Source organism: Bradyrhizobium sp. AZCC 1577 (genome assembly GCF_036924575.1).
Classification (GTDB): Bacteria; Pseudomonadota; Alphaproteobacteria; order Rhizobiales; family Xanthobacteraceae; genus Bradyrhizobium.
Genome location: NZ_JAZHRQ010000001.1, coordinates 5,332,311 through 5,351,612, shown reverse-complemented (window position 1 = coordinate 5,351,612; position 19,302 = coordinate 5,332,311). Strand labels below are relative to the sequence as shown.

Annotated in this window: 19 protein-coding genes; 11 read left to right on the top strand and 8 right to left on the bottom strand. The window is 62.4% G+C overall.

All coding sequences use genetic code 11. The features are described 5' to 3' along the window. Positions 1–19 precede the first annotated feature (19 nt). Positions 20–1,243 (bottom strand): amino acid ABC transporter substrate-binding protein, encoded by a 1,224-nt coding sequence (locus tag V1278_RS25570; RefSeq protein WP_442893827.1) that lies wholly within the window; start codon positions 1,241–1,243, stop codon positions 20–22. A 187-nt stretch (positions 1,244–1,430) separates the two neighbouring features. Here V1278_RS25570 and V1278_RS25565 point away from each other — a divergent pair, with 187 nt between their 5' ends. Further along, entirely contained in the window at positions 1,431–2,342 is a 912-nt protein-coding gene (locus tag V1278_RS25565; RefSeq protein ID WP_334382581.1) for a helix-turn-helix domain-containing protein, read from the top strand. Between the two features lie 95 nt (positions 2,343–2,437). Here the strand turns inward: V1278_RS25565 and V1278_RS25560 are convergent, their stop codons facing one another. From V1278_RS25560 to V1278_RS25530, 7 genes are all read right to left on the bottom strand, one after another. Further along, entirely contained in the window at positions 2,438–2,854 is a 417-nt protein-coding gene (locus V1278_RS25560) for a hypothetical protein (RefSeq protein WP_334384256.1), read from the bottom strand. 66 nt (positions 2,855–2,920) lie between these two features. Beyond that, the gene (locus V1278_RS25555; protein ID WP_334368294.1) at positions 2,921–3,601 is read right to left on the bottom strand and encodes a site-2 protease family protein; all 681 of its coding nucleotides are present in this window, start codon (positions 3,599–3,601) and stop codon (positions 2,921–2,923) included. A gap of 110 nt (positions 3,602–3,711) precedes the next feature. Beyond that, the gene (locus tag V1278_RS25550) at positions 3,712–4,101 is read right to left on the bottom strand and encodes a GFA family protein (RefSeq protein WP_334368295.1); all 390 of its coding nucleotides are present in this window, start codon (positions 4,099–4,101) and stop codon (positions 3,712–3,714) included. An 8-nt stretch (positions 4,102–4,109) separates the two neighbouring features. Beyond that, positions 4,110–4,856, bottom strand: a complete 747-nt coding sequence (locus V1278_RS25545) for an SDR family NAD(P)-dependent oxidoreductase (RefSeq protein WP_334382580.1) — start codon at positions 4,854–4,856, stop codon at positions 4,110–4,112. Between the two features lie 26 nt (positions 4,857–4,882). Beyond that, a complete protein-coding gene (locus V1278_RS25540; RefSeq protein ID WP_334382579.1) occupies positions 4,883–5,614 on the bottom strand; it encodes an SDR family oxidoreductase in 732 nt (243 codons plus the stop codon). A 145-nt stretch (positions 5,615–5,759) separates the two neighbouring features. Beyond that, complete coding sequence (locus tag V1278_RS25535; protein WP_334382578.1) at positions 5,760–7,580, bottom strand: IlvD/Edd family dehydratase; 1,821 nt, start codon at positions 7,578–7,580, stop codon at positions 5,760–5,762. Between the two features lie 159 nt (positions 7,581–7,739). Continuing rightward, positions 7,740–8,798: a LacI family DNA-binding transcriptional regulator gene (locus V1278_RS25530; RefSeq protein ID WP_334368300.1), complete on the bottom strand. Its 1,059-nt coding sequence runs from the start codon at positions 8,796–8,798 to the stop codon at positions 7,740–7,742. A gap of 193 nt (positions 8,799–8,991) precedes the next feature. On the opposite strand from V1278_RS25530, the gene V1278_RS25525 reads away from it, so the two are divergent. The 10 genes from V1278_RS25525 to V1278_RS25480 all read left to right on the top strand — a co-directional run bounded on the left by V1278_RS25525 (position 8,992) and on the right by V1278_RS25480 (position 19,302). Further along, on the top strand, positions 8,992–10,059 hold the full coding sequence (locus V1278_RS25525) for an ABC transporter ATP-binding protein (RefSeq protein ID WP_334368301.1): 1,068 nt from the start codon (positions 8,992–8,994) through the stop codon (positions 10,057–10,059). Between the two features lie 56 nt (positions 10,060–10,115). After that, the gene (locus tag V1278_RS25520; protein WP_334382577.1) at positions 10,116–11,435 is read left to right on the top strand and encodes an ABC transporter substrate-binding protein; all 1,320 of its coding nucleotides are present in this window, start codon (positions 10,116–10,118) and stop codon (positions 11,433–11,435) included. A gap of 122 nt (positions 11,436–11,557) precedes the next feature. Further along, positions 11,558–12,517, top strand: coding sequence for a carbohydrate ABC transporter permease (locus tag V1278_RS25515; protein WP_334368303.1), 960 nt, complete (start codon positions 11,558–11,560; stop codon positions 12,515–12,517). After that, a complete protein-coding gene (locus V1278_RS25510) occupies positions 12,510–13,445 on the top strand; it encodes a carbohydrate ABC transporter permease (protein WP_334382576.1) in 936 nt (311 codons plus the stop codon). Before V1278_RS25515 ends, V1278_RS25510 begins: the two co-directional genes overlap by 8 nt. 188 nt (positions 13,446–13,633) lie before the next feature. Next, positions 13,634–14,617, top strand: coding sequence for a D-erythronate dehydrogenase (gene denD / locus V1278_RS25505; RefSeq protein WP_334382574.1), 984 nt, complete (start codon positions 13,634–13,636; stop codon positions 14,615–14,617). 33 nt (positions 14,618–14,650) lie between these two features. Further along, the gene (locus V1278_RS25500) at positions 14,651–15,604 is read left to right on the top strand and encodes a sugar kinase (protein ID WP_334382573.1); all 954 of its coding nucleotides are present in this window, start codon (positions 14,651–14,653) and stop codon (positions 15,602–15,604) included. Then, positions 15,601–16,251 (top strand): bifunctional 4-hydroxy-2-oxoglutarate aldolase/2-dehydro-3-deoxy-phosphogluconate aldolase, encoded by a 651-nt coding sequence (gene eda, locus V1278_RS25495; protein ID WP_334382571.1) that lies wholly within the window; start codon positions 15,601–15,603, stop codon positions 16,249–16,251. Before V1278_RS25500 ends, eda begins: the two co-directional genes overlap by 4 nt. A 56-nt stretch (positions 16,252–16,307) precedes the next feature. Then, on the top strand, positions 16,308–17,477 hold the full coding sequence (locus V1278_RS25490) for an acetyl-CoA acetyltransferase (protein ID WP_334368307.1): 1,170 nt from the start codon (positions 16,308–16,310) through the stop codon (positions 17,475–17,477). 160 nt (positions 17,478–17,637) lie between these two features. Continuing rightward, on the top strand, positions 17,638–17,838 hold the full coding sequence (locus V1278_RS25485; RefSeq protein ID WP_065745194.1) for a hypothetical protein: 201 nt from the start codon (positions 17,638–17,640) through the stop codon (positions 17,836–17,838). Between the two features lie 261 nt (positions 17,839–18,099). Then, on the top strand, positions 18,100–19,302 hold the full coding sequence (locus tag V1278_RS25480; protein ID WP_334382570.1) for a CaiB/BaiF CoA transferase family protein: 1,203 nt from the start codon (positions 18,100–18,102) through the stop codon (positions 19,300–19,302).

Here is a 19,302-nt window from a genome sequence, read left to right as displayed (position 1 = left end):
CCGCGTCTCTGTCTTGACGTTACGGCGCCACCCACGCCGGCTTCGGAACGATCGCGGCGCGCGCGCCTTCGTTCTTCGCCGGTGCGATGCCATAGAACTCGCCGCCCTGCCACTGGCCGACCCACCAGTAACGGGTCGGCATGTTGTTCTCGAGCTTGACCTGGCCGATCACGGTGTCGAACGTGCCGGTCTGCAGATCCTTGATCACGGCGGCGCGGTCGATCTTGCCGACGCGCTCGATCGCCTGCTGCAGCATCTGCAGGCTGGCATAAGTGACTGCACTCGCCCAGCGGTCCGGCTCCGCCCCGTTGGCGGCGGCGGCCTTGTGGCGGGCGAGATAGTCCTTGATCGCCGGACTGTCGCCGCTCCAGCCGCCGATGCCCATCACGCCTTCGGTGTTCTTGCCGAATTTTTGCCGATAGAGCGGAAAGGCGGTGCCGACCCCGGTATAGAAGACCTTCGGATTGAGGCCTGCGATGCGCGATTGCTCGGTCAGCGCCAGAGTATCGGGCGGATAGCTGAAGGCAATGAAGACATCCGGGTTGAGCGCCTTGATCTCGTTCACGATCGGCGCCAGATCCTGCGTGCCGATCGGATAGCTCTTGTCGTAAGCGAGCTTGAACTTCGCATTGGTGAGTGCCGGCCGCGCTGCCGACGACAGATCGATCCCGAAGCCGTCGGCAATGCTGACCATTGCCACGGTGTCACCGATCTTCTTTTCGTCGCGCAACTTGTTCAGCAATTCGACCAGCGATTTTGCGGCGTCCGCGCTGGTGCCGAGCAGCCAGAAACTGTTGGGCCAGCGCTTGGCGAGTTCGGGGGCGCGGTCGGTCACGGCTGTGGCGGCGAGGTGCGGATAGCCTTCGCGATTGAGCGTCGGACCAATCGCCAGATTGAGGCCGGTGCCCCATGGCGGCAGGATGAAATCGACCTTGTCCTGGTTGATCAGCCTCTCGAGCGCGCGCACCGCCTCTTCGGCGTTGGAGCGGTCGTCATAGTGCACGACCTCGATCGGGACCCGCTTGTCGCCGAGCTTGATGCCACCGGCGGCATTCACCTCCTTCACCCACAATTCGTAGTTGGGGATGGTGGTGACCGCAGCGCCTCCGGTGTTAGGGCCGGTGCGCGAAATCGCGTAGCCGATCTTGATCGAGGTTTGCGCCTCGGCGATGGCGGTCAGACCGAGCGTAGCGGCGCAGGTGGCGGCCGCCAGTAGGGCGGTGCGCCGCGTCAGGAATGTCATCATCTTGTCCTCCCAGGGTGCGTCGACCGGCGCCATTGAACTGGCGCTCATGATCGCCTGACGTTAGGGGAGGTTGCCGGAAGCTTGGAATTGGACGAAACCGGGGAAAGATTGTACTTTTCTGGCAAACCTTCCGCTTCACTGGCGGCGGATTGTCTCAGGAGCGAATTACTTAAGAGATTTGGGCATGTCGGCATCACCTGGGCTGAACGGACTGCCGGTCGGCGTCGCGCTGGCGGTACGCGCGGAGGTTTTTTCGGCCGCCCTGGCGGCTCGATCGTGGGTCATCCGCCAGAAGGCGGAGCGCCGGGCGCATCTATTGTTGCTGCAATCGGACCGCGGCCGGGCTTCATGGCACGGGACCGGTGTCGCGCTCGAAGCGCCGGCGCTGCTCTGGCTGCCGGGCAGCACCGATGCAGCGCTGCACGTTGGTCCCGGCGCGCGTGGCTTCCTGTTGTCGGTGGACGATGCCTTCCTGATCAAGATTATCGCGGGCAGCGCCGAGGCGTTGCATCTGCGCAGAACCACTGAGCGCGCTGCGCTGGTTGCCGGCGAGACGCTTTCTCCACATATCGACACGATCGCCGAATCCTGCCGCGCGATCGCGGCGGAGTTGCGCGCGCCCGGCTTCGGCGGCGCGACGCTGATCGCCTCACATCTGCTGTTACTGTGTCTGCAACTCTGCCGGCTCAGCGCCTCGCATGATGAGCGTCACGAGGTTGCAGCGCGTGGCGGTGGTCCGGCGCTGGTCGGCAATTTCCTGCAAATGGTCGAACTGCATTACCGCGACGGCTGGCCGGTGGCGCGCTATGCGGACGCGCTCGGCGTCACGTCCGACAAGCTGCACGCCCATTGCCAGCGAGAGAAAAATTGCGGCCCGCGCGCGATCATCCACGAGCGCCTGGTCCGCGAGGCCTGTACGCGTCTGCAGCAGCTCGATCTTCCGGTCGAGCAGATCGGATATGGCCTGGGTTTCCGCGATCCCGCTTATTTCAATCGCTTCTTCCGCAAGTATTGCGGCGCATCACCGGGCAGCTATCGCCGGCAGATACGACTGGAGCACGCACGCAGCGGTCCGTCCTACGCGGCGTGGCCGTGAAAGCCGCGCCCTCTTTCCGAGCGGGAGAGGGTGGATTCGGCACCATGGTCGCTGCATCGATCCAGCGGGGCCGACGCAATCATTTTGTTCGAAGCTCAGCGCCAGAAGTAGCGGATGCTGACGTAGACGATGGCGAGGCAGATGAAAATCAGGGCCACCGGCAGCCGCGGCTTTGCCGCTTGGCCGGATGCGACCTGTTGTTTTGGCCGGGGGGCCGGACGGCGGAAGGCGGTGACGTTGCCGCTGTCAGTGGCCGGCTCGCTCGCGCGCGAAGGAATCTCGGGTGGCGTTCCGGAGCCGCCCATCTCCGCATAGTAGCTCTTGTACATGAGCTGGATGGTGGCCTCGGAAGCGTCCGCCTCGGTCATCCTCGCAAGGAGCAACTGCCTGTAGCCTTCAAGAAAGTTTTGCGCCTCGGCGGGCAGGGCGGTGAAGCCGTTGAGCTTGGCCAGCATTTTCCAGGTTGCAAAATCTGCCCTCGCGCGGGTATCGGCGCGTCGTGCGATCAACATATCGGCAGCTTTGGTCGCCATGGTCCGGGTCGGTTCTTCCCTTGTGGGTTCGTTTCTATTTGAAGCTTAAGCGTTGCCGGTGATGAAGAGAAGCGCGCTGATCACATAACCGGTCAGTGTCCGCAGTATCGCCGAAATAACATCAAGATTTAGGCCGAGCTGCGCGCCGATGATGGGAAGCAGGATCAGAAGGCCGATCAAAATCAGCATCCCATACGGTTCCAGCCGCGACAGCGGGTAAGCCAGCACCCGCGGCAAGAGTCCGACGGCGACCCGGCCACCGTCCAGCGGCGGGATCGGCATCATGTTGAAAATCGCCAGCACGATATTGATCAGGAAGGCGTTTTTGAGGTTGTCCGCCGTCCATTTGGCAGCTTCCGCCGGCACTAGAGGCAGGGCGTGGAAGGCCAAAGCCGTGACAAGCGCCAAGGCGATGTTGGTGGCGGGGCCGGCCAGCGCCACCCAGACCATGTCGAGCCGGGGATGGTTCAGGTTCCGGAAATTCACCGGGACCGGCTTGGCATAGCCAAACAGGAACGGCGAATGCGATAGCAGCAGAACGCCGGGGAGTATGACGGTCCCGAAGGGATCGATATGCTTGAAGGGGTTGAAGCTGACCCGGCCGAGCTCCCAAGCGGTCTTGTCCCCGAGCCGGTATGCCACGAAGGCGTGAGCGGCCTCGTGGAAGGTGATTGCGATCAGGAGCGGGAGAATCCAGACCGAAATGCCGTAGAGTGAGATGTTCAATCGATCTGCCTCGCTTTGCGTGGCATCGTAGCGCGGATCGAGCGAAGCGCAATCCGGGATCGGTCCATCCGCATGCGAACGATCCCGGATTGCGCTAGCGCTCCATCGGGCTACGGAACCGTCTCTTGATATTGCGGCAGGCCGTCGTCGAGGCAAACCCAGGCCATCTTTTCCGAGACCCAGATGTGCTCGGTCGGTGCAAAGGCGTTGCGGTCGTCAAATGCCGCCAGCGCGACGCCGACCACAGTGCCGTTGGTTCGCCTAGAAAACAGCCTGGTGCCGCAAATCTTGCAGAACACCCGGTCGAGCGCCTCCGACGACGGGTAGCACGCCGTTTCGCCCTCGACCGAGAGTGCCCGCTGGTCGAACAGCGCACGGGCAAAGAACGGCGAGCCCATCGCCTTCTGGCAGTTTCGGCAATGGCAGATGCGGACGTTGAGCGGCTCGCCCTCGGTCTTGAACCGGACTGCGCCGCACAGGCATCCGCCTTCTCTGGTCATGGCCGCTCCTAGTACGTCGCCCGGCCGCCCGAGATATCGAACACCGCGCCCGTCGAGAACGCGCAATCCTCCGACGACAGCCACGCCACCATCGCCGCGAGTTCTTCCACCAGCACAAAGCGCCCCTTCGGAATCTTCGACAGCATGAAATCGATATGCTGCTGGGTGAGCTGGTCGAAGATCGCGGTTTTCGCCGCCGCCGGCGTCACCGCGTTGACGAGGATGTCGTGCTGCGCGAGTTCCTTGCCGAGCGACTTGGTCAGCGCGATCAGGCCGGCCTTCGAGGCCGAATAATGCGCCGCGTTGGGATTGCCTTCCTTGCCGGCGATGGAAGCGATGTTGACGATGCGGCCGTATTTTTGCTGCAGCATCGCAGGCACTACCGCCTTGCAGCAGATGAAGGGGCCGTCGAGATTGATGCGCAGCACCTTGCGCCATTCCTCAAGGTCGGTCTCCCAGACCGTCTTGTTGACGCCGGCGATGCCGGCATTGTTGACGAGGATGTCGATCCTGCCGAGCGCCGTCAGCGTTTCGTCGCGGGTCTTCTCGACAGCGGCGAAGTCAGAGACATCGACCTTGAAGGCGGATACGGCCGGGCCGATTTCCTTCGCGGTTCTTTCCGCGAGCGGCAGGTCAAAATCCCAGATCGCGACCTTCGCACCCGATGCGACGAAGCGTTCGGTGATCGCGCGCCCAAAACCCTGCGCTCCGCCGGTGACGACGGCGCAACGGCCGTTCAGATCGATCTTGTTCATGCTCGAACCCTTTGACAGCGTGGACGTCAGAGCATGTAGCCGCCATCGACGACGAGGTCGACACCAGTGGTGAACGCGGCTTCGTCGCTCGCAAGATAGATCGCCATGGCCGCGATTTCCTCTGCGGTGCCCAGCCGCCCCATCTTCTGGCGAGCGATGAACATCTCTTTGCCCTGCGGGCCGACGGCCGCGGCGCGATCGAGCATCGAGGGTGTCTCCACGGTGCCGGGGCAGATGCTGTTGCAGCGGATGCCCTGGGTGATGAAGTCGAGCGCAACCGCGCGCGTGAGCAACGAAACCGCCGCCTTGGACGCACTGTAGACATAACGGTTGGCCGGTGGCCTCAACGCCGCGCAAGACGAGATGTTGACGATGCTGCCGCCTCCGCCCGCCAGCATCGCCGGCAGAAATGCCTTGATGGTCCGGTGCATGGATTTGACGTTGAGGTCGAACGAGAAGTCCCAGTCCTCTTCCGAACAGTCCAGGATGGTTCCGTGGTGCACGAAGCCCGCCGCGTTGAGCAGGATGTCGATCTTTCCAATGCGCTTGGCGAAGGCGACGACCTCGGCGGTGCTGCGAACGTCAAGTCGTGCCGTCTCGGCGACGCCTTCCTTGTCCAGGGTGGCGATGCCGCTTTCATTGATGTCAGTGGCGATCACCGTGGCGCCTTCGCGCGCGAATGCTATTGCGCATGCCCGGCCGATGCCCGCCGCTGCGGCGGTGACAACAGCGCGCTTTCCCTTCAGTCGATCTGACATGTTTTTCTTTTCCTCTTGTTCTTCGTCATTGCGAGGAGCTCGCGACAAAATTGCAAAGCAATTTTGCGCTGAAGCGACGAAGCAATCCATTTTTTCCTGCGCGGAGGCATGGATTGCTTCGCTTCGCTCGCAATGACGGCGCTAACTAGTGATTGTCCCGCGCCACGCCGACCGTGCCGGCGATATTCTGATAACGCGTGGCGAGCTCCATGCAAGCGCCGGTGGCCTGCTGTCCGACGGTCGAGCGGTAGAGCTCCTGCCACGGCGTCTGGTGGGCCGGGTAGGGGAAGCCACCCTTGTCCTTCAGCTCGGCGCGGCGCTTCTTCAATTCATCGCTCGAGATCAGGATGTTGGCATCGCCCGTGTTGAGGTCGATGCGAACCTTGTCGCCGGTTCGCAAGATCGCCAGGCCGCCGTCGGCGGCGGCCTCGGGCGAAGCGTTGAGGATCGAGGGCGAACCCGAGGTGCCGGACTGCCTTCCGTCGCCGATGCAGGGCAGGGAAAGAATGCCGCGTTTGATCAGCGCCGCCGGCGGCTGCATGTTGACGACCTCGGCGCCGCCGGGATAGCCGATCGGCCCGGCGCCGCGGATGAACAGGACGCAGTGCTCGTCTATATCGAGTGAGGGGTCGTCGATCCGGTGGTGATAGTCTTCCGGGCCTTCGAACACGATGGCGCGGCCCTCGAACGCATTCGGGTCTTTCGGATTGATCAAATAGCGGTCGCGGAATTCCTTTGAAATCACGCTGGTCTTCATGATTGCGGAATCGAACAGGTTGCCGCGCAGCACCAGGAAGCCTGCATCCTTCACCAGCGGCTTGTCGTAGCTCCAGATCACGTCGCCGTCGGGCTTTGGCGCCTCGCGGCAGTTGTCGCCGATGGTGCGGCCGTTGACCGTGACGGCGTCTTCGTGGATGCGCTTGTGCGCCATCAATTCGCGCACCACCGCCGGCACGCCGCCGGCGCGATGGTATTCCTCGCCGAGATAGAAGCCGGCCGGCTGCATGTTCACCAAGAGCGGGATGTCATGGCCGTGCTTCTGCCAGTCGTCGATCGAGAGCTCGACACCGATATGCCGCGCCAGCGCGTTGATATGGATCGGCGCGTTGGTCGAGCCGCCGATCGCCGAATTCACCGCGATGCAGTTCTCGAACGCCTTGCGGGTCAGGATGTCGGAGGGCTTGAGATCCTCCCAGACCATTTCGACGATCCGTTTGCCCGTCTCGTAGGCGATCTGGCCGCGCTCGCGATGCGGCGCCGGGATCGCCGCGCAGCCCGGCAGCGACATGCCAAGCGCTTCCGCCAGCGAGTTCATGGTCGAGGCGGTGCCCATGGTGTTGCAATGGCCGACCGAGGGGGTCGAGGAGGCCACGAGCTCGATGAACCCGTTGTAGTCGATCTCGCCGGCGGCCAGCATCTCGCGGGCTTTCCAGACGATGGTGCCTGAACCGGTGCGCTCGCCGTTGTGCCAGCCGTTCAGCATCGGGCCGCCCGAGAGCACGATCGCGGGCAGATTGACGGTCGCCGCCGCCATCAGGCAGGCCGGCGTGGTCTTGTCGCAGCCGGTGGTCAGCACCACGCCGTCAAGCGGATAGCCGAACAGGATTTCGACCAGGCCGAGATAGGCGAGGTTGCGGTCGAGCGCCGCCGTCGGCCGCTTGCCGGTCTCCTGGATCGGATGCGTCGGGAATTCCATGGCGATGCCGCCGGCGGCCCGAATGCCCTCGCGTACGCGATGCGCCAGTTCGAGATGGTGGCGGTTGCACGGGGAGAGGTCGTTGCCGGTCTGGGCGATGCCGATGATCGGCTTGCCGGATTGCAATTCCTCCCGGGTCAGGCCGTAATTGAGGTAGCGCTCAAGATAGAGCGCCGTCATTCCCGGATTATGCGGATTATCGAACCACTCGAGGGAACGTAGTCTTCGGCTCTTGCCATTGGTGGCAGTCTTGTTGTCGTTCTTTTTCATTGGTTCCTCCCGCACTGCAAGCTCATGGGCGGCTAAAATCACGGCGGCGATTGCACCATGCTGAAAATTTCATCCGCTGCAACGCGCTTCGCCCGTGTCCTACTGGGCAACCGATCTTAGTTCGGGCCAAAAGATAGCGCTACCATTTTCTATCCGCGCTCAATCTATGCCCACAGACCCGGCCATCACGGTGCTTTGTCGCATTGAGCTTTCACGGACCACCAACTGAAAGCCGAGGTCGAGCACCGGCGTCTGGGGGCGACGGCCTTCGATCGCGTCGATCACCATGGTGACGGCGTGCCGGCCCATTTCATAGCGATTGGTTCGCACGCTGGTGAGCGAGGGGACCGCGGCGGCGGTGAATTCCAGGTCGTTGAAGCCGACAATGGCCAGGTCACGGGGAATCGATATCTGCCGACGCTGGCATTCGAAGAGAACGCCGAGCGCGAGGTCGTCATTGACGCAGAAGACCGCGTCGATATCGGGCGTCTGGGCAAGGAGGTCGGCGAACAGTGTTCCGCCAAGCGTGACGGTTGTGGGTACGGAAGTGGTGACGATGAGGTTCGGGTCGAACAGCGAGGCCGCTTTCATGGCATCACGATACCCTTCGAACCGCCGCTGCACGCGGGGGTCCATTCGCGCACCGAGAAATCCGATGCGGCGGCGTCCCTGCTCGAGGATGTGCGAAATCGCCGCAGAAGCTGCATCGTAGTGCGAAAAGCCGACCATCATGTCGACAGGACTGTCGCCGATCTCCATGATCTGCGTGACCGGGCAATTCATCGACTCCAGTATCGTGCGCGATTCCGCGGTTTGGTTGATGCCGGTGACGATCAATCCCGCAGGCTTCTGCGCCCGAAACAGGCGCAGCAGCTTTTCCTCCTGCAGGATGCTGTAGCGCGTGTTGGCAAGTTGAATGGTGTAGCGGCTACCTTCGGAGGAATCGTAGATGCCGCGCAACACATCGGCGAACACGTTGTTGGTGAGAGAAGGAATGACGACGCCGATGACTTCGGTACGGTGCGAAGCGAGGGCGCGCGCAGCGAGATTGGGTACGTAACCCAGTTCCTTCACGGCGCTGTCGACGCGTTCCCGCTTGCTAAGCGACAGCGCTTCGGGGTTCCTGAAAAAACGTGATGCCGTGATTGGGCTGACGCCAGCGAGCTTTGCGACCTCGGTGAGGCGGATTTTGCCAGACTTTGTCTGTTTTCGTCCCATCTTGCGCTCATATCACAACAAATTAGACGTTTGAACAATTATTGACAGCGCTACCATCGGATTGCTAAAAGCCGCCAAACTGCGGATGATAATGACCGTTGAATTCGACTTCCGGCATTAGAGTCGAAAAGACAGCATGGCGTCGTCGCCCGTCTGTGGCGCCACAAAACAGAAAATGAGGGGAGAGAGTTCGATGTCGTCGGTACAGATTCGCGACGTGCGCAAGTCGTTCGGAAACTTTGAAGTTTTGCACGGCGTGTCGATTCCGATCGAGGATGGTGAGTTCGTCGTGCTCGTCGGCCCCTCCGGCTGTGGCAAGTCGACCTTGCTGCGGATGCTCGCAGGCCTCGAAAACATCACCTCCGGCACGATTTCGATCGGCGATCGCGTGGTCAACAATGTCCAGCCCAAAGAGCGCGACATTGCCATGGTGTTCCAGAACTACGCGCTCTATCCGCACATGACGGTCGCCGACAATATGGGCTTTTCGCTCAAGCTGCGCGGCGCCAAGCCCGAGGAAATCTCGACTGGCGTCAAGCGCGCCGCGGAAATCCTGGCGCTGACCCCGTTGCTCGATCGCTATCCCCGGCAATTGTCGGGCGGCCAGCGGCAGCGCGTCGCCATGGGCCGCGCCATCGTGCGCGATCCGCAAGTGTTCCTGTTCGATGAGCCCTTGTCCAACCTCGACGCCAAGCTGCGCGTGGCGATGCGCACCGAGATCAAGGAACTGCACCAGCGGCTCAAGACCACGACGGTCTACGTTACCCACGACCAGATCGAGGCCATGACCATGGCCGACAAGATCGTGGTGATGCATGACGGTATCGTCGAGCAGATGGGCACCCCGCTCGAACTCTACGACACCCCGGCCAACCAGTTCGTCGCGGGCTTCATCGGCTCGCCGGCAATGAATTTCCTTAAAGGCAAGGTGAAGTCGAACGGCGTCGCCGGTTTCGAAGGCCCGAACGGCGTCAAGCTGCCGCTGACGACGGCGCCCGCCAATTCGGACGGCCAGCCGGCGGTTTACGGCGTGCGGCCCGAGCATTTCACCATCGCCGATGATGGCGCCGAAGCCGAGATCGTCGTGGTCGAGCCGACCGGTTCGGAAACCCAGGTCTTCGCCAAGCTCGGCGGAGAGCAGGTGGTCGCCGTGTTCCGCGAGCGGCATCAATTCAGTCCGGGCGACAAGGTCCGGCTCAAGCCGGATCCGGCGCTCGTGCATCTGTTCGACGAGGCGACCGGCAAGCGACTGAATGGCTGAGCAATAATCAAATGGGCTGAGCAATAACCAAAAAATATTCAAAGGGAGGATGGACTATGCAGGACTTTACTCGCCGCTCGCTGCTTCAAGGCGGCACCGCGCTGGCAGCCGCGGGCGCGCTGACCGGACCCGCACTGCTCGATTTCGCCAAGGCCTGGGCGCAGGCTTCGCCCTGGAAGGCGGAGCAGGGCGCCAAGCTCACGGTGATGCGCTGGAAGCGCTTCGTGCCGGCGGAGGACGAGGCCTTCAACGCCATGGTGGCCGCGTTCAAAGCCGCGACCGGCACCGAAATGAACGTGTTCTCGGAGTCGTTCGAGGACGTGCAGCCGAAGGCATCCGTTGCCGCCAACACCGGCTCGGGCCTCGACCTCGCCTGGGGTCTGCACACGCTGCCGCAATTGTTCCCAACCAAGGTCCTGAAGCTGAACGATGTTGCCGATTATCTCGGCAAGAAATATGGCGGCTGGACCGATGCGGCGCAGAAGACCTGCATGCTCGGTAATGACTGGCTTGGCATTCCTGTCGCCACTGTTGGCGGCTACATGACCTACCGCAAGTCGGCGACTGACAAGGCCGGCTTCAAGGAATTCCCCAAGGATTTCCCGAGCTTCCTCGAGATGTGCAAGGCGCTGAAGGCGAACAACATGCCGGCCGGCTTTGCGCTTGGGCACGCCTCCGGCGACGCCAACGCCTGGCTGCACTGGATCCTCTGGGGCCATAACGCCTGGACTGTCGACAAGAGCGACAAGGTGAGCATCAATTCGCCAGAAACGGTCAAGGCTCTGGAGTACTGCAAGGCGCTGTCGGACACGTTCATCCCGGGGGTTGCGTCGTGGAACGACTCCTCGAACAACAAGGCGTTCCTGGCTGGCGAACTCTATGTCACCTCCAATGGCATCTCGATCTACGTCGCGGCCAAGGACGATGCTAGCAAGAAGGATCTCGCCGAAGACACCTACCATGCCCTGTGGCCGGTGGGTCCGATTGGCAAGCCGACCGAGTTGCAGCTCGCGGTTCCGATCCTGGCGTTCAACTTCACCAAATATCCGAATGCGGCGAAGGCGTTCGTAGCCTTCATGCTGGAGAAGGAAAACTTCGAGAAGTGGCTCTCCGGAGCGCGCGGCTATCTGACCCACACGCTGAACGCCTATGACTCGGCGCCGGTCTGGACCGCGGATCCGAAGAACGCGGTGTTTGCTCAGGCCAGCAAGCGCGCGCTGCCGGCCTCCGGCATCGGTACGCCCGGCGAGAAGGCGGCAACCGCGATTGCCGATTTCATCGTGGTCGACATGTTCGCCAACTACTGCACCGGCGCCAAGGATGCCAAGACGGCGATCGCGGAAGCCGAACGGCAATTGAAGCGCATCTATCGCTGACAAAACCGGAGCGGGCGGCGAACGTCGCCGTCCGCTCTGTCAATACAGGCGTGATCCGGAAAAGTGAGGACGGCTTTCCGGCAAGTCACGCGCAGCAAGAAGCCGTAATCGGGACATCAGGCATGGCTGACATCGCAATCGCGCCACGACGCGCCAAGACGGAGATCCGCGAGGCCAGTGCGTGGGACCAGCTCAAGCACAACCGTAACTGGCTGGGCTTCTGGTTCATGGTGCCCGCGTTGGCCTTCCTGATCTTCTTTCTGGCCTATCCGCTTGGCCTTGGTATCTGGCTCTCATTCACGGATACACGTATTGGCCGGGTAGGGCAGTTTGTCGGGACCGAGAACTACGAATGGCTGTGGGATGACGCGATCTTCTGGCTTTCGGTATTCAACACGCTTCTCTACACGTTTATCGCGAGCGCCATCAAATTCGGAATAGGGCTCTATCTGGCCCTGCTGTTGAACGAGAACATGCCGTTCAAGGCGATGCTGCGCGCGTTGGTGCTGATTCCCTTCATCGTGCCGACAGTACTATCGGCGCTGGCATTCTGGTGGATCTTCGATTCTCAATTCTCGATCATCTCGTGGTCGTTGAAGCAGATGGGCCTGATCACCCAGAACATCAATTTCCTCGGCGACACGACCTGGGCCCGCATTTGCGTAATCTTCGCCAATATCTGGCGCGGCGTGCCGTTCGTCGCGATCACGCTGCTCGCCGGCCTGCAGACCGTGCAGCCGTCGCTCTATGAGGCCGCGACGCTCGATGGCGCGTCGCGCTGGCAGATGTTCCGCTTCATCACCTATCCGCTGTTGACGCCGATCATCGCCGTCGTGATGACGTTCTCGGTGCTGTTCACCTTCACCGACTTCCAGTTGATCTGGGCGATGACGCGGGGCGGCCCGGTCAATGCCACGCATCTGATGGCGACCCTGTCGTACCAGCGCGCGATCATCGCGGGTCAGTTGGGCGAGGGCGCGGCGATCTCGAGCGCGATGATCCCGTTCCTCCTCGCCGCCATCATGGTGTCTTGGTTCGGCCTGCAGCGCCGCAAGTGGCAGCAAGGGGAAAACAATGACTGATCTCCCCACCTCACGGATCGATCTCAAGGCCGTCCTGCATGGCTCGGCGCCAACGATCGCGAAGGACGATCACAGCGAAGGCATGAGCTATCTGCAGTCGGTGCCGCGCCGGCTGGTGACGCTCTATCTGCCGTTGTCGATCATCGTCATCGTGCTGCTGTTCCCGTTCTACTGGATGGGCCTGACGGCGATCAAACCGGACGAGCAGTTGCTCGATCTCGACAGGTACAACCCGTTCTGGACCTGGAATCCGACCTTCAAGCACTTTTACAAGCTCCTGTTCGAAAGCCACTATCCGATGTGGCTCTGGAACACGATGTATGTCGCGGTCTGCGCCACCATCCTGTCGATCATCGCGAGCGTGCTCGCGGCCTATGCCATCGTCCGGCTACGCTACAAGGGCGCCAATATGGTCGGCGGCCTGATTTTCCTGGCCTATCTGGTGCCGCCGTCGATCCTCTTCATTCCGCTGGCGACCGTCGTGTTCCAGTACGGCCTGTTCGACTCGCCGATGGCGTTGATTCTGACCTATCCGACCATCCTGATCCCGTTCTCGACCTGGCTGCTGATGGGCTACTTCAAAACCATCCCGTTCGAGCTGGAGGAATGCGCGCTGATCGATGGTGCCAGCCGTTGGCAGATCCTGATCAAGATCGTGCTGCCGCTGGCGATTCCCGGGCTGATCTCGGCGTTCATCTTCTGCTTCACGCTGTGCTGGAACGAGTTCATCTATGCGCTGACGTTCCTGCAATCGACCTCCAACAAGACGGTGCCGGTCGCAATCGTCAACGAATTCGTCGATGGCGACATCTATCGCTGGGGCTCGCTGATGGCGGGTGCGCTGGCGGGCTCCTTGCCGCTCGTCATCCTTTATGCCTTCTTCGTCGAGCACTATGTGTCGGCCATGACGGGAGCCGTGAAAGAGTGAGCGCGTAAGGTCCGCATCAAGAAATAGCAAAACTATCGCTGTCGTCCCTGCGAAAGCAGGGATCCATAACCACCGGCGGCAATTGTTGAGACGAAGCCGTCAACCATCCCATCTTGATTGCATCGGCCGCGGCGTATGGGTCCCGGCTCAAGGCCGGGACGACCAGGTATGAAGAGGGAGTAGGGGTCTTGCACATTTTGATTCTCGGCGCCGCCGGCATGGTGGGCCGCAAGCTGACCGAACGGTTGCTGCGCGACGGTCGCCTCGGCAAGCACGACATCACCCGAATGACGCTGCAGGACGTGGTGGCGCCCACCAAGCCCAACGCGTCGATCCCGATTCAAGTCGTGGCTTCCGATTTTGCCGATCCCGGCGCGGCGGAGCCGCTGATCGCCCACCGACCGGATGTGATCTTTCATCTCGCCGCGATCGTTTCCGGCGAGGCCGAGGCCGAATTCGACAAGGGCTACCGGATCAATCTCGACGGCACGCGATACCTGATCGATGCCATCCGCCACGCCGGCGGCGGCTACAAGCCGCGGCTGGTGTTCACGTCCTCGATCGCAGTGTTCGGCGCGCCTTTCCCGGAAAAGATCGGCGACGAATTCTTCCATACCCCGCTGACGAGCTATGGCACGCAGAAGTCGATCTGCGAACTCTTGATCAACGATTACACCCGCAAGGGCCTGCTCGACGGCATCTCGATCCGCCTGCCGACGATCTGCGTGCGGCCGGGCAAACCGAACAAGGCGGCCTCCGGCTTCTTCTCCAACATCATTCGCGAGCCGCTCGCCGGCGAGGAGGCCGTGTTGCCGGTCTCCGAAGACGTGCGGCACTGGCACGCCTCGCCGAAATCGGCGGTGGGCTTTCTGGTCCACGCCGGCACCATGGATCTCGACGCGATGGGGCCGCGGCGTAACCTCAGCATGCCCGGCATGTCGGTGACGGTCGGCGAACAGATCGCAGCACTCGATCGCGTCGCCGGCAAGAACGTCACCGCGCGCATAAAGCGCGTGCCCGATCCGACCATCATCAGTATCGTCTCTGGTTGGCCGCGGGATTTTTCCACCGACCGCGCGCTGAAGCTCGGCTTCACCACCGCGGAAAAGACGTTCGACGACATTATCCGGATCCATATCGAGGATGAACTCGGCGGCAAGTTCGCGGCCTGAGTTGATTGCACGCCAGTTCACGCGAATGCGGTCATGAGCAAGGTAGCCTGCATCGGCGAGTGTATGGTCGAGCTGAAACAGGCCGAAGGGGCTGAGGCTGGCCTGTATTCGCGCGGCTACGGCGGCGATACGCTCAATACCGCCGTCTATCTCGCGCGCCTCGGCGCCGGCGCCGACTACATCACCGCGCTCGGCGACGATAGCCTTAGCGATGAGATGATAGCAGGCTGGGCCGCGGAGGGTGTCGGGACGGAGCGCGTGGTTCGGCTGCCCGGCAAACTGCCGGGTCTCTACATGATCGAGACCGACGACAAGGGCGAACGCCGGTTCTTTCACTGGCGCGACAGCGCCGCCGCGCGCAACCTGATGGATTTGCCGGAGACACCGGAGATCCTTGATGCGCTCGCTGGCTATGACGTGATCTATCTCTCGGCGATCACGCTGTCGCTATATGGTGCGGAGGGGCGGACGCGGCTGTTTGCAGCTCTCAACCGCGCGCGCGACAATGGGGCGCGTTTCGCTTTCGATACCAATTTCCGCGCCCGCGGCTGGCCCGATCTCGATGTTACGCGCGCCGTTTTTCAGGAGGCCTTTGCCACAGCCGATATCGTGCTGGCTTCCACGGAGGATTTGCTGCCGCTCTATCCGGGGGTGACCAACGAAGCCTTGCTGGCGCGGATTCCGGGCGCCGAGGTGGTATTGAAGCTTTCGGAGCCGGCGAGCATCGTGCGTCTGGAAGGCGTGCCTTATCCGATCAAGGCCAAGCCGGTGGAGGCGCCCGTCGTCGATACCACAGCGGCCGGCGACAGCTTCGCTGCGGCCTATGTGGCCGCGCGCCTTGTGGGCACGGATCCGCTTGAAGCTGCACGGGCCGGGCATCGTCTGGCCGGCGTTGTGGTATGTCATCCCGGCGCGATCATTCCGCGTGCGGAGATGCCGTCCGGCCTCATCCCGAACCATGTTCATTCTCGCAAGGCATCTCCATGACCGCAGCCGCACGGCAGGAACAACTCGCCACGATCTTCAAGTCCGCGATTGTGATCCCGGTGCTCACCATCGAGCGGTTCGAGGACGCGGTGCCGCTGGCGCGCGCGCTGGTTGCGGGCGGGGTACGTGTGCTGGAAGTGACCTTGCGGACGCCGGTCGCCGCAGACGCCGCCAAGGCCATGATCGCCGAGGTGCCGGACGCCATCGTCGGTATCGGCACGATCCTGAACGCCGACGACTTGGCGCGGGCGCGCGCGCTCGGGGCCAAATTCGGTATCAGCCCGGGCGCGACGCCGGAGCTGTTGAAAGCCGCCGCCGCGAGCGACCTGCCATTTGCCCCGGGGATCGCGACCGCTTCCGAGCTGATGCAGGCGCTGGCGGCCGGCTTCGACATCGTTAAATTCTTCCCAGCGGAACAGTCCGGCGGTATCAAGGCACTTCGGGCGCTGGCCGGGCCGTTTCCGAATATCCGGGTCTGCCCGACCGGCGGTATCGGAGAGGCCAATGCCGCAACCTGGCTGGCTGAGCCGAATGTGGTGGCGGTGGGCGGTTCCTGGCTTTGTCCGGCGGCGGAGATCCGGTCCGGGAACTGGGCTGGCATAACCGCCATGTGCGCGCGGGCCATGAAAACGCTGAAACCGGCGTGAAGTCTGTTCCCCGATAGGCTACATAAGCCTTCAGAACCGAAATAGGGAGAACGACCATGACAGCCAGCATCGTCGGATGGGCGCACACGCCATTCGGCAAGTTCGACGCGGAAACCGTCGAGAGCCTCGTGGTCAAGGTTGCGACCGATGCGCTTGCCGATGCCGGCATAGCGGCCGAAGACGTCGACGAGATCGTGCTCGGGCATTTCAACGCGGGCTTCTCACCGCAGGATTTTACCGCCTCGCTGGTGCTGCAAGCCGACCCGAAACTGCGCTTCAAGCCGGCTACACGGGTCGAAAATGCCTGCGCCACCGGCTCGGCGGCGGTGCACCAGGGTATCCGGGCGATCGCCTCGGGCGCCGCGAGGATCGTGCTGGTGGTCGGTGTCGAGCAGATGACGCGGACGCCGTCGGCCGATATCGGACGCTACCTCCTGAAGGCGTCCTATCTGCCCGAGGATGGCGACACCGTCGGCGGCTTTGCCGGCGTGTTCGGCAAGATCGCGCAAAGCTATTTCCAGAAGTATGGCGACCAGTCGGACGCACTGGCGATGATCGCGGCCAAGAACCACAAGAACGGCGTCGCCAACCCCTATGCGCAGATGCGCAAGGATTTTGGCTTCGAGTTCTGCCGCGCCGAGAGCGAGAAGAACCCCTATGTCGCCGGCCCCCTGAAGCGCACCGACTGCTCGCTGGTGTCGGACGGCGCGGCAGCGTTGGTGCTGACGGATTCCGAAACCGCCAAGACGATGGGCAAGGCGGTGAATTTCCGTGCCACCGCGCACGCGCAGGATTTTCTGCCGATGTCCAAACGCGACATCCTGCAGTTCGAAGGTTGCACGGTGGCCTGGCAGCGCGCGCTGGCGCAGGCCGGCGTTCAACTCTCGGATCTCTCTTTTGTCGAAACCCACGACTGCTTCACCGTCGCCGAACTGATCGAATATGAAGCGATGGGCCTGACGCCGCGCGGGCAGGGCGCCCGCGCGATTTTGGAGGGCTGGACCCAGAAAGACGGCAAGCTGCCGGTCAATCCCTCCGGCGGCCTGAAAGCCAAGGGCCACCCGATCGGCGCCACCGGTGTCTCCATGCACGTGATGAGCGCGATGCAGCTCGTCGGCCAGGCGCCCGAAGGCATGCAGCTCAATAATCCAAAACTTGCCGGCATCTTCAATATGGGCGGCGCGGCGGTGGCGAACTACGTCTCCGTGCTGGAGCCCGCGAAGTAGCCGCGAACGTGCTATCGTAGGGTGGGCAAAGGCGCGCTTGCGCCGTGCCCACCATGAGTGCCGAGAGGTGAGACTGGTGGGCACGCGGAGCCTGTCATCGGGCGCGCATTCGCGCGACCCGGTGGCTTTGCCCACCCAACAGTTTTCCGGAGCGTGCATTATGAGCAACGAAAGTTCGATGTCAGAGGCAGAACTGAACAACCGGATCAGGATTCTGGAAGACAACATCCGCCAGTTGATCGAACAGGCTGCCGCGGCCTCCGGCGAACGGAACGAAGCGCGCATCGCCGACCGGCTCAGTCAGCAGAATGAAGAGCTGGAACGGCTGACCCGGGAACGCGACGCCAGGTCGAAAAAGTAACCTCCAACCAGCACTACTTTCGTCGTCCCTGCGGACGCAGGGACCCATAACCACAGTGGGAGGCTGGAGGCACCCCTGTTACGGCGAAAGTAACTAAAGCTTTCCGCAATCACCGCCTACACGGCGTATGGGTCCCTGCGTTCGCAGGGACGACATCCATTGTTGGTGTCCCGTGCATACGTCCATACGCCGGGCGCGCTTGATCTTCCCAATCCGCTGCCGTTACTTGGCCGGAACGACAATTCGGGAGCAGGCTGATCCATGGGACCATTGGATGGCATCAAGGTCATCGACATGACGACCGTGCTGATGGGGCCCTATGCCACCCAGATGCTCGGCGATTACGGCGCCGACGTCATCAAGGTGGAATCGCTCGACGGCGACGTGACGCGGCAGATCGGGCCGACCCGTCATCCCGGCATGGGGCCGGTATTCCTCAACACCAACCGCAGCAAGCGCTCGATCTGCCTCGATTTGAAGAAGCCCGCCGGGCGTGACGCCGTGCTGCGGCTGATCAAATCCGCCGACGTGCTGGTCTACAATGTGCGCCCGCAGGCGATGGCGCGGCTGAACCTCGGCTACGACGTGGTCGCGAAAATCAATCCGCGCCTGATCTACGCCGGCGTGTTCGGCTTCGGCCAGGATGGGCCCTATGCAGCAAAACCCGCCTATGACGACCTGATCCAGGGCGCGACTGCACTGCCGGCGCTGATGGCGCAAACGGCAGACGGTGTGCCGCGCTATGTGCCCAATGCGCTGGTCGACCGTATCGTCGGGCTCACCGCGGTGGGCGCGATTTGCGCCAGTCTCGTCGATCGTAACCGGACCGGGCGCGGCCAGCGCGTCGATATTCCGATGTTCGAAACCATGGCCGGTTTCGTGATGGGCGACCACATGGGCGGGCTCACCTATGAGCCGCCGCTCGACAAGGGCGGCTATGCCCGGCACCTGTCGCCGGATCGCCGGCCTTACAAGACCTCCGACGGCTATATCTGCGTCATCGTCTACAACGACAAGCAGTGGCAGAACTTCTTCGATGCCACCGGGCGCGACGACCTTCGCGTCCATCCGAAATTTGCGACCTTCGCCGGCCGCGCCGCCAATATCGACGCTGTCTATGCCGAGCTGGCGCGGATCCTCGAGACCAAAACCACCGCCGAATGGTCGGCTATCCTGGAGAAGGCCGACGTGCCGGTCATGCCGATGCATGATCTCGAGAGCCTGCTCGGCGATCCCCACATCGTGGCGACCGATTTCTTCCCGGTCGTCGATCATCCAACCGAGGGTCGCATCCGCAACATGAGGCCATCGGCACGATTTTCCGAAACGCCGGTTGAGACGAAACGGCTGGCGCCGCGCCTCAGCGAGCACAGCGCGGAAATCCTCAGCGAAGCGGGTTTCTCGGCGGACGAAATTGCCGCTTTGGTGCGCGAGGGTGTCACCAAGGCCGTGCCAAACACATAG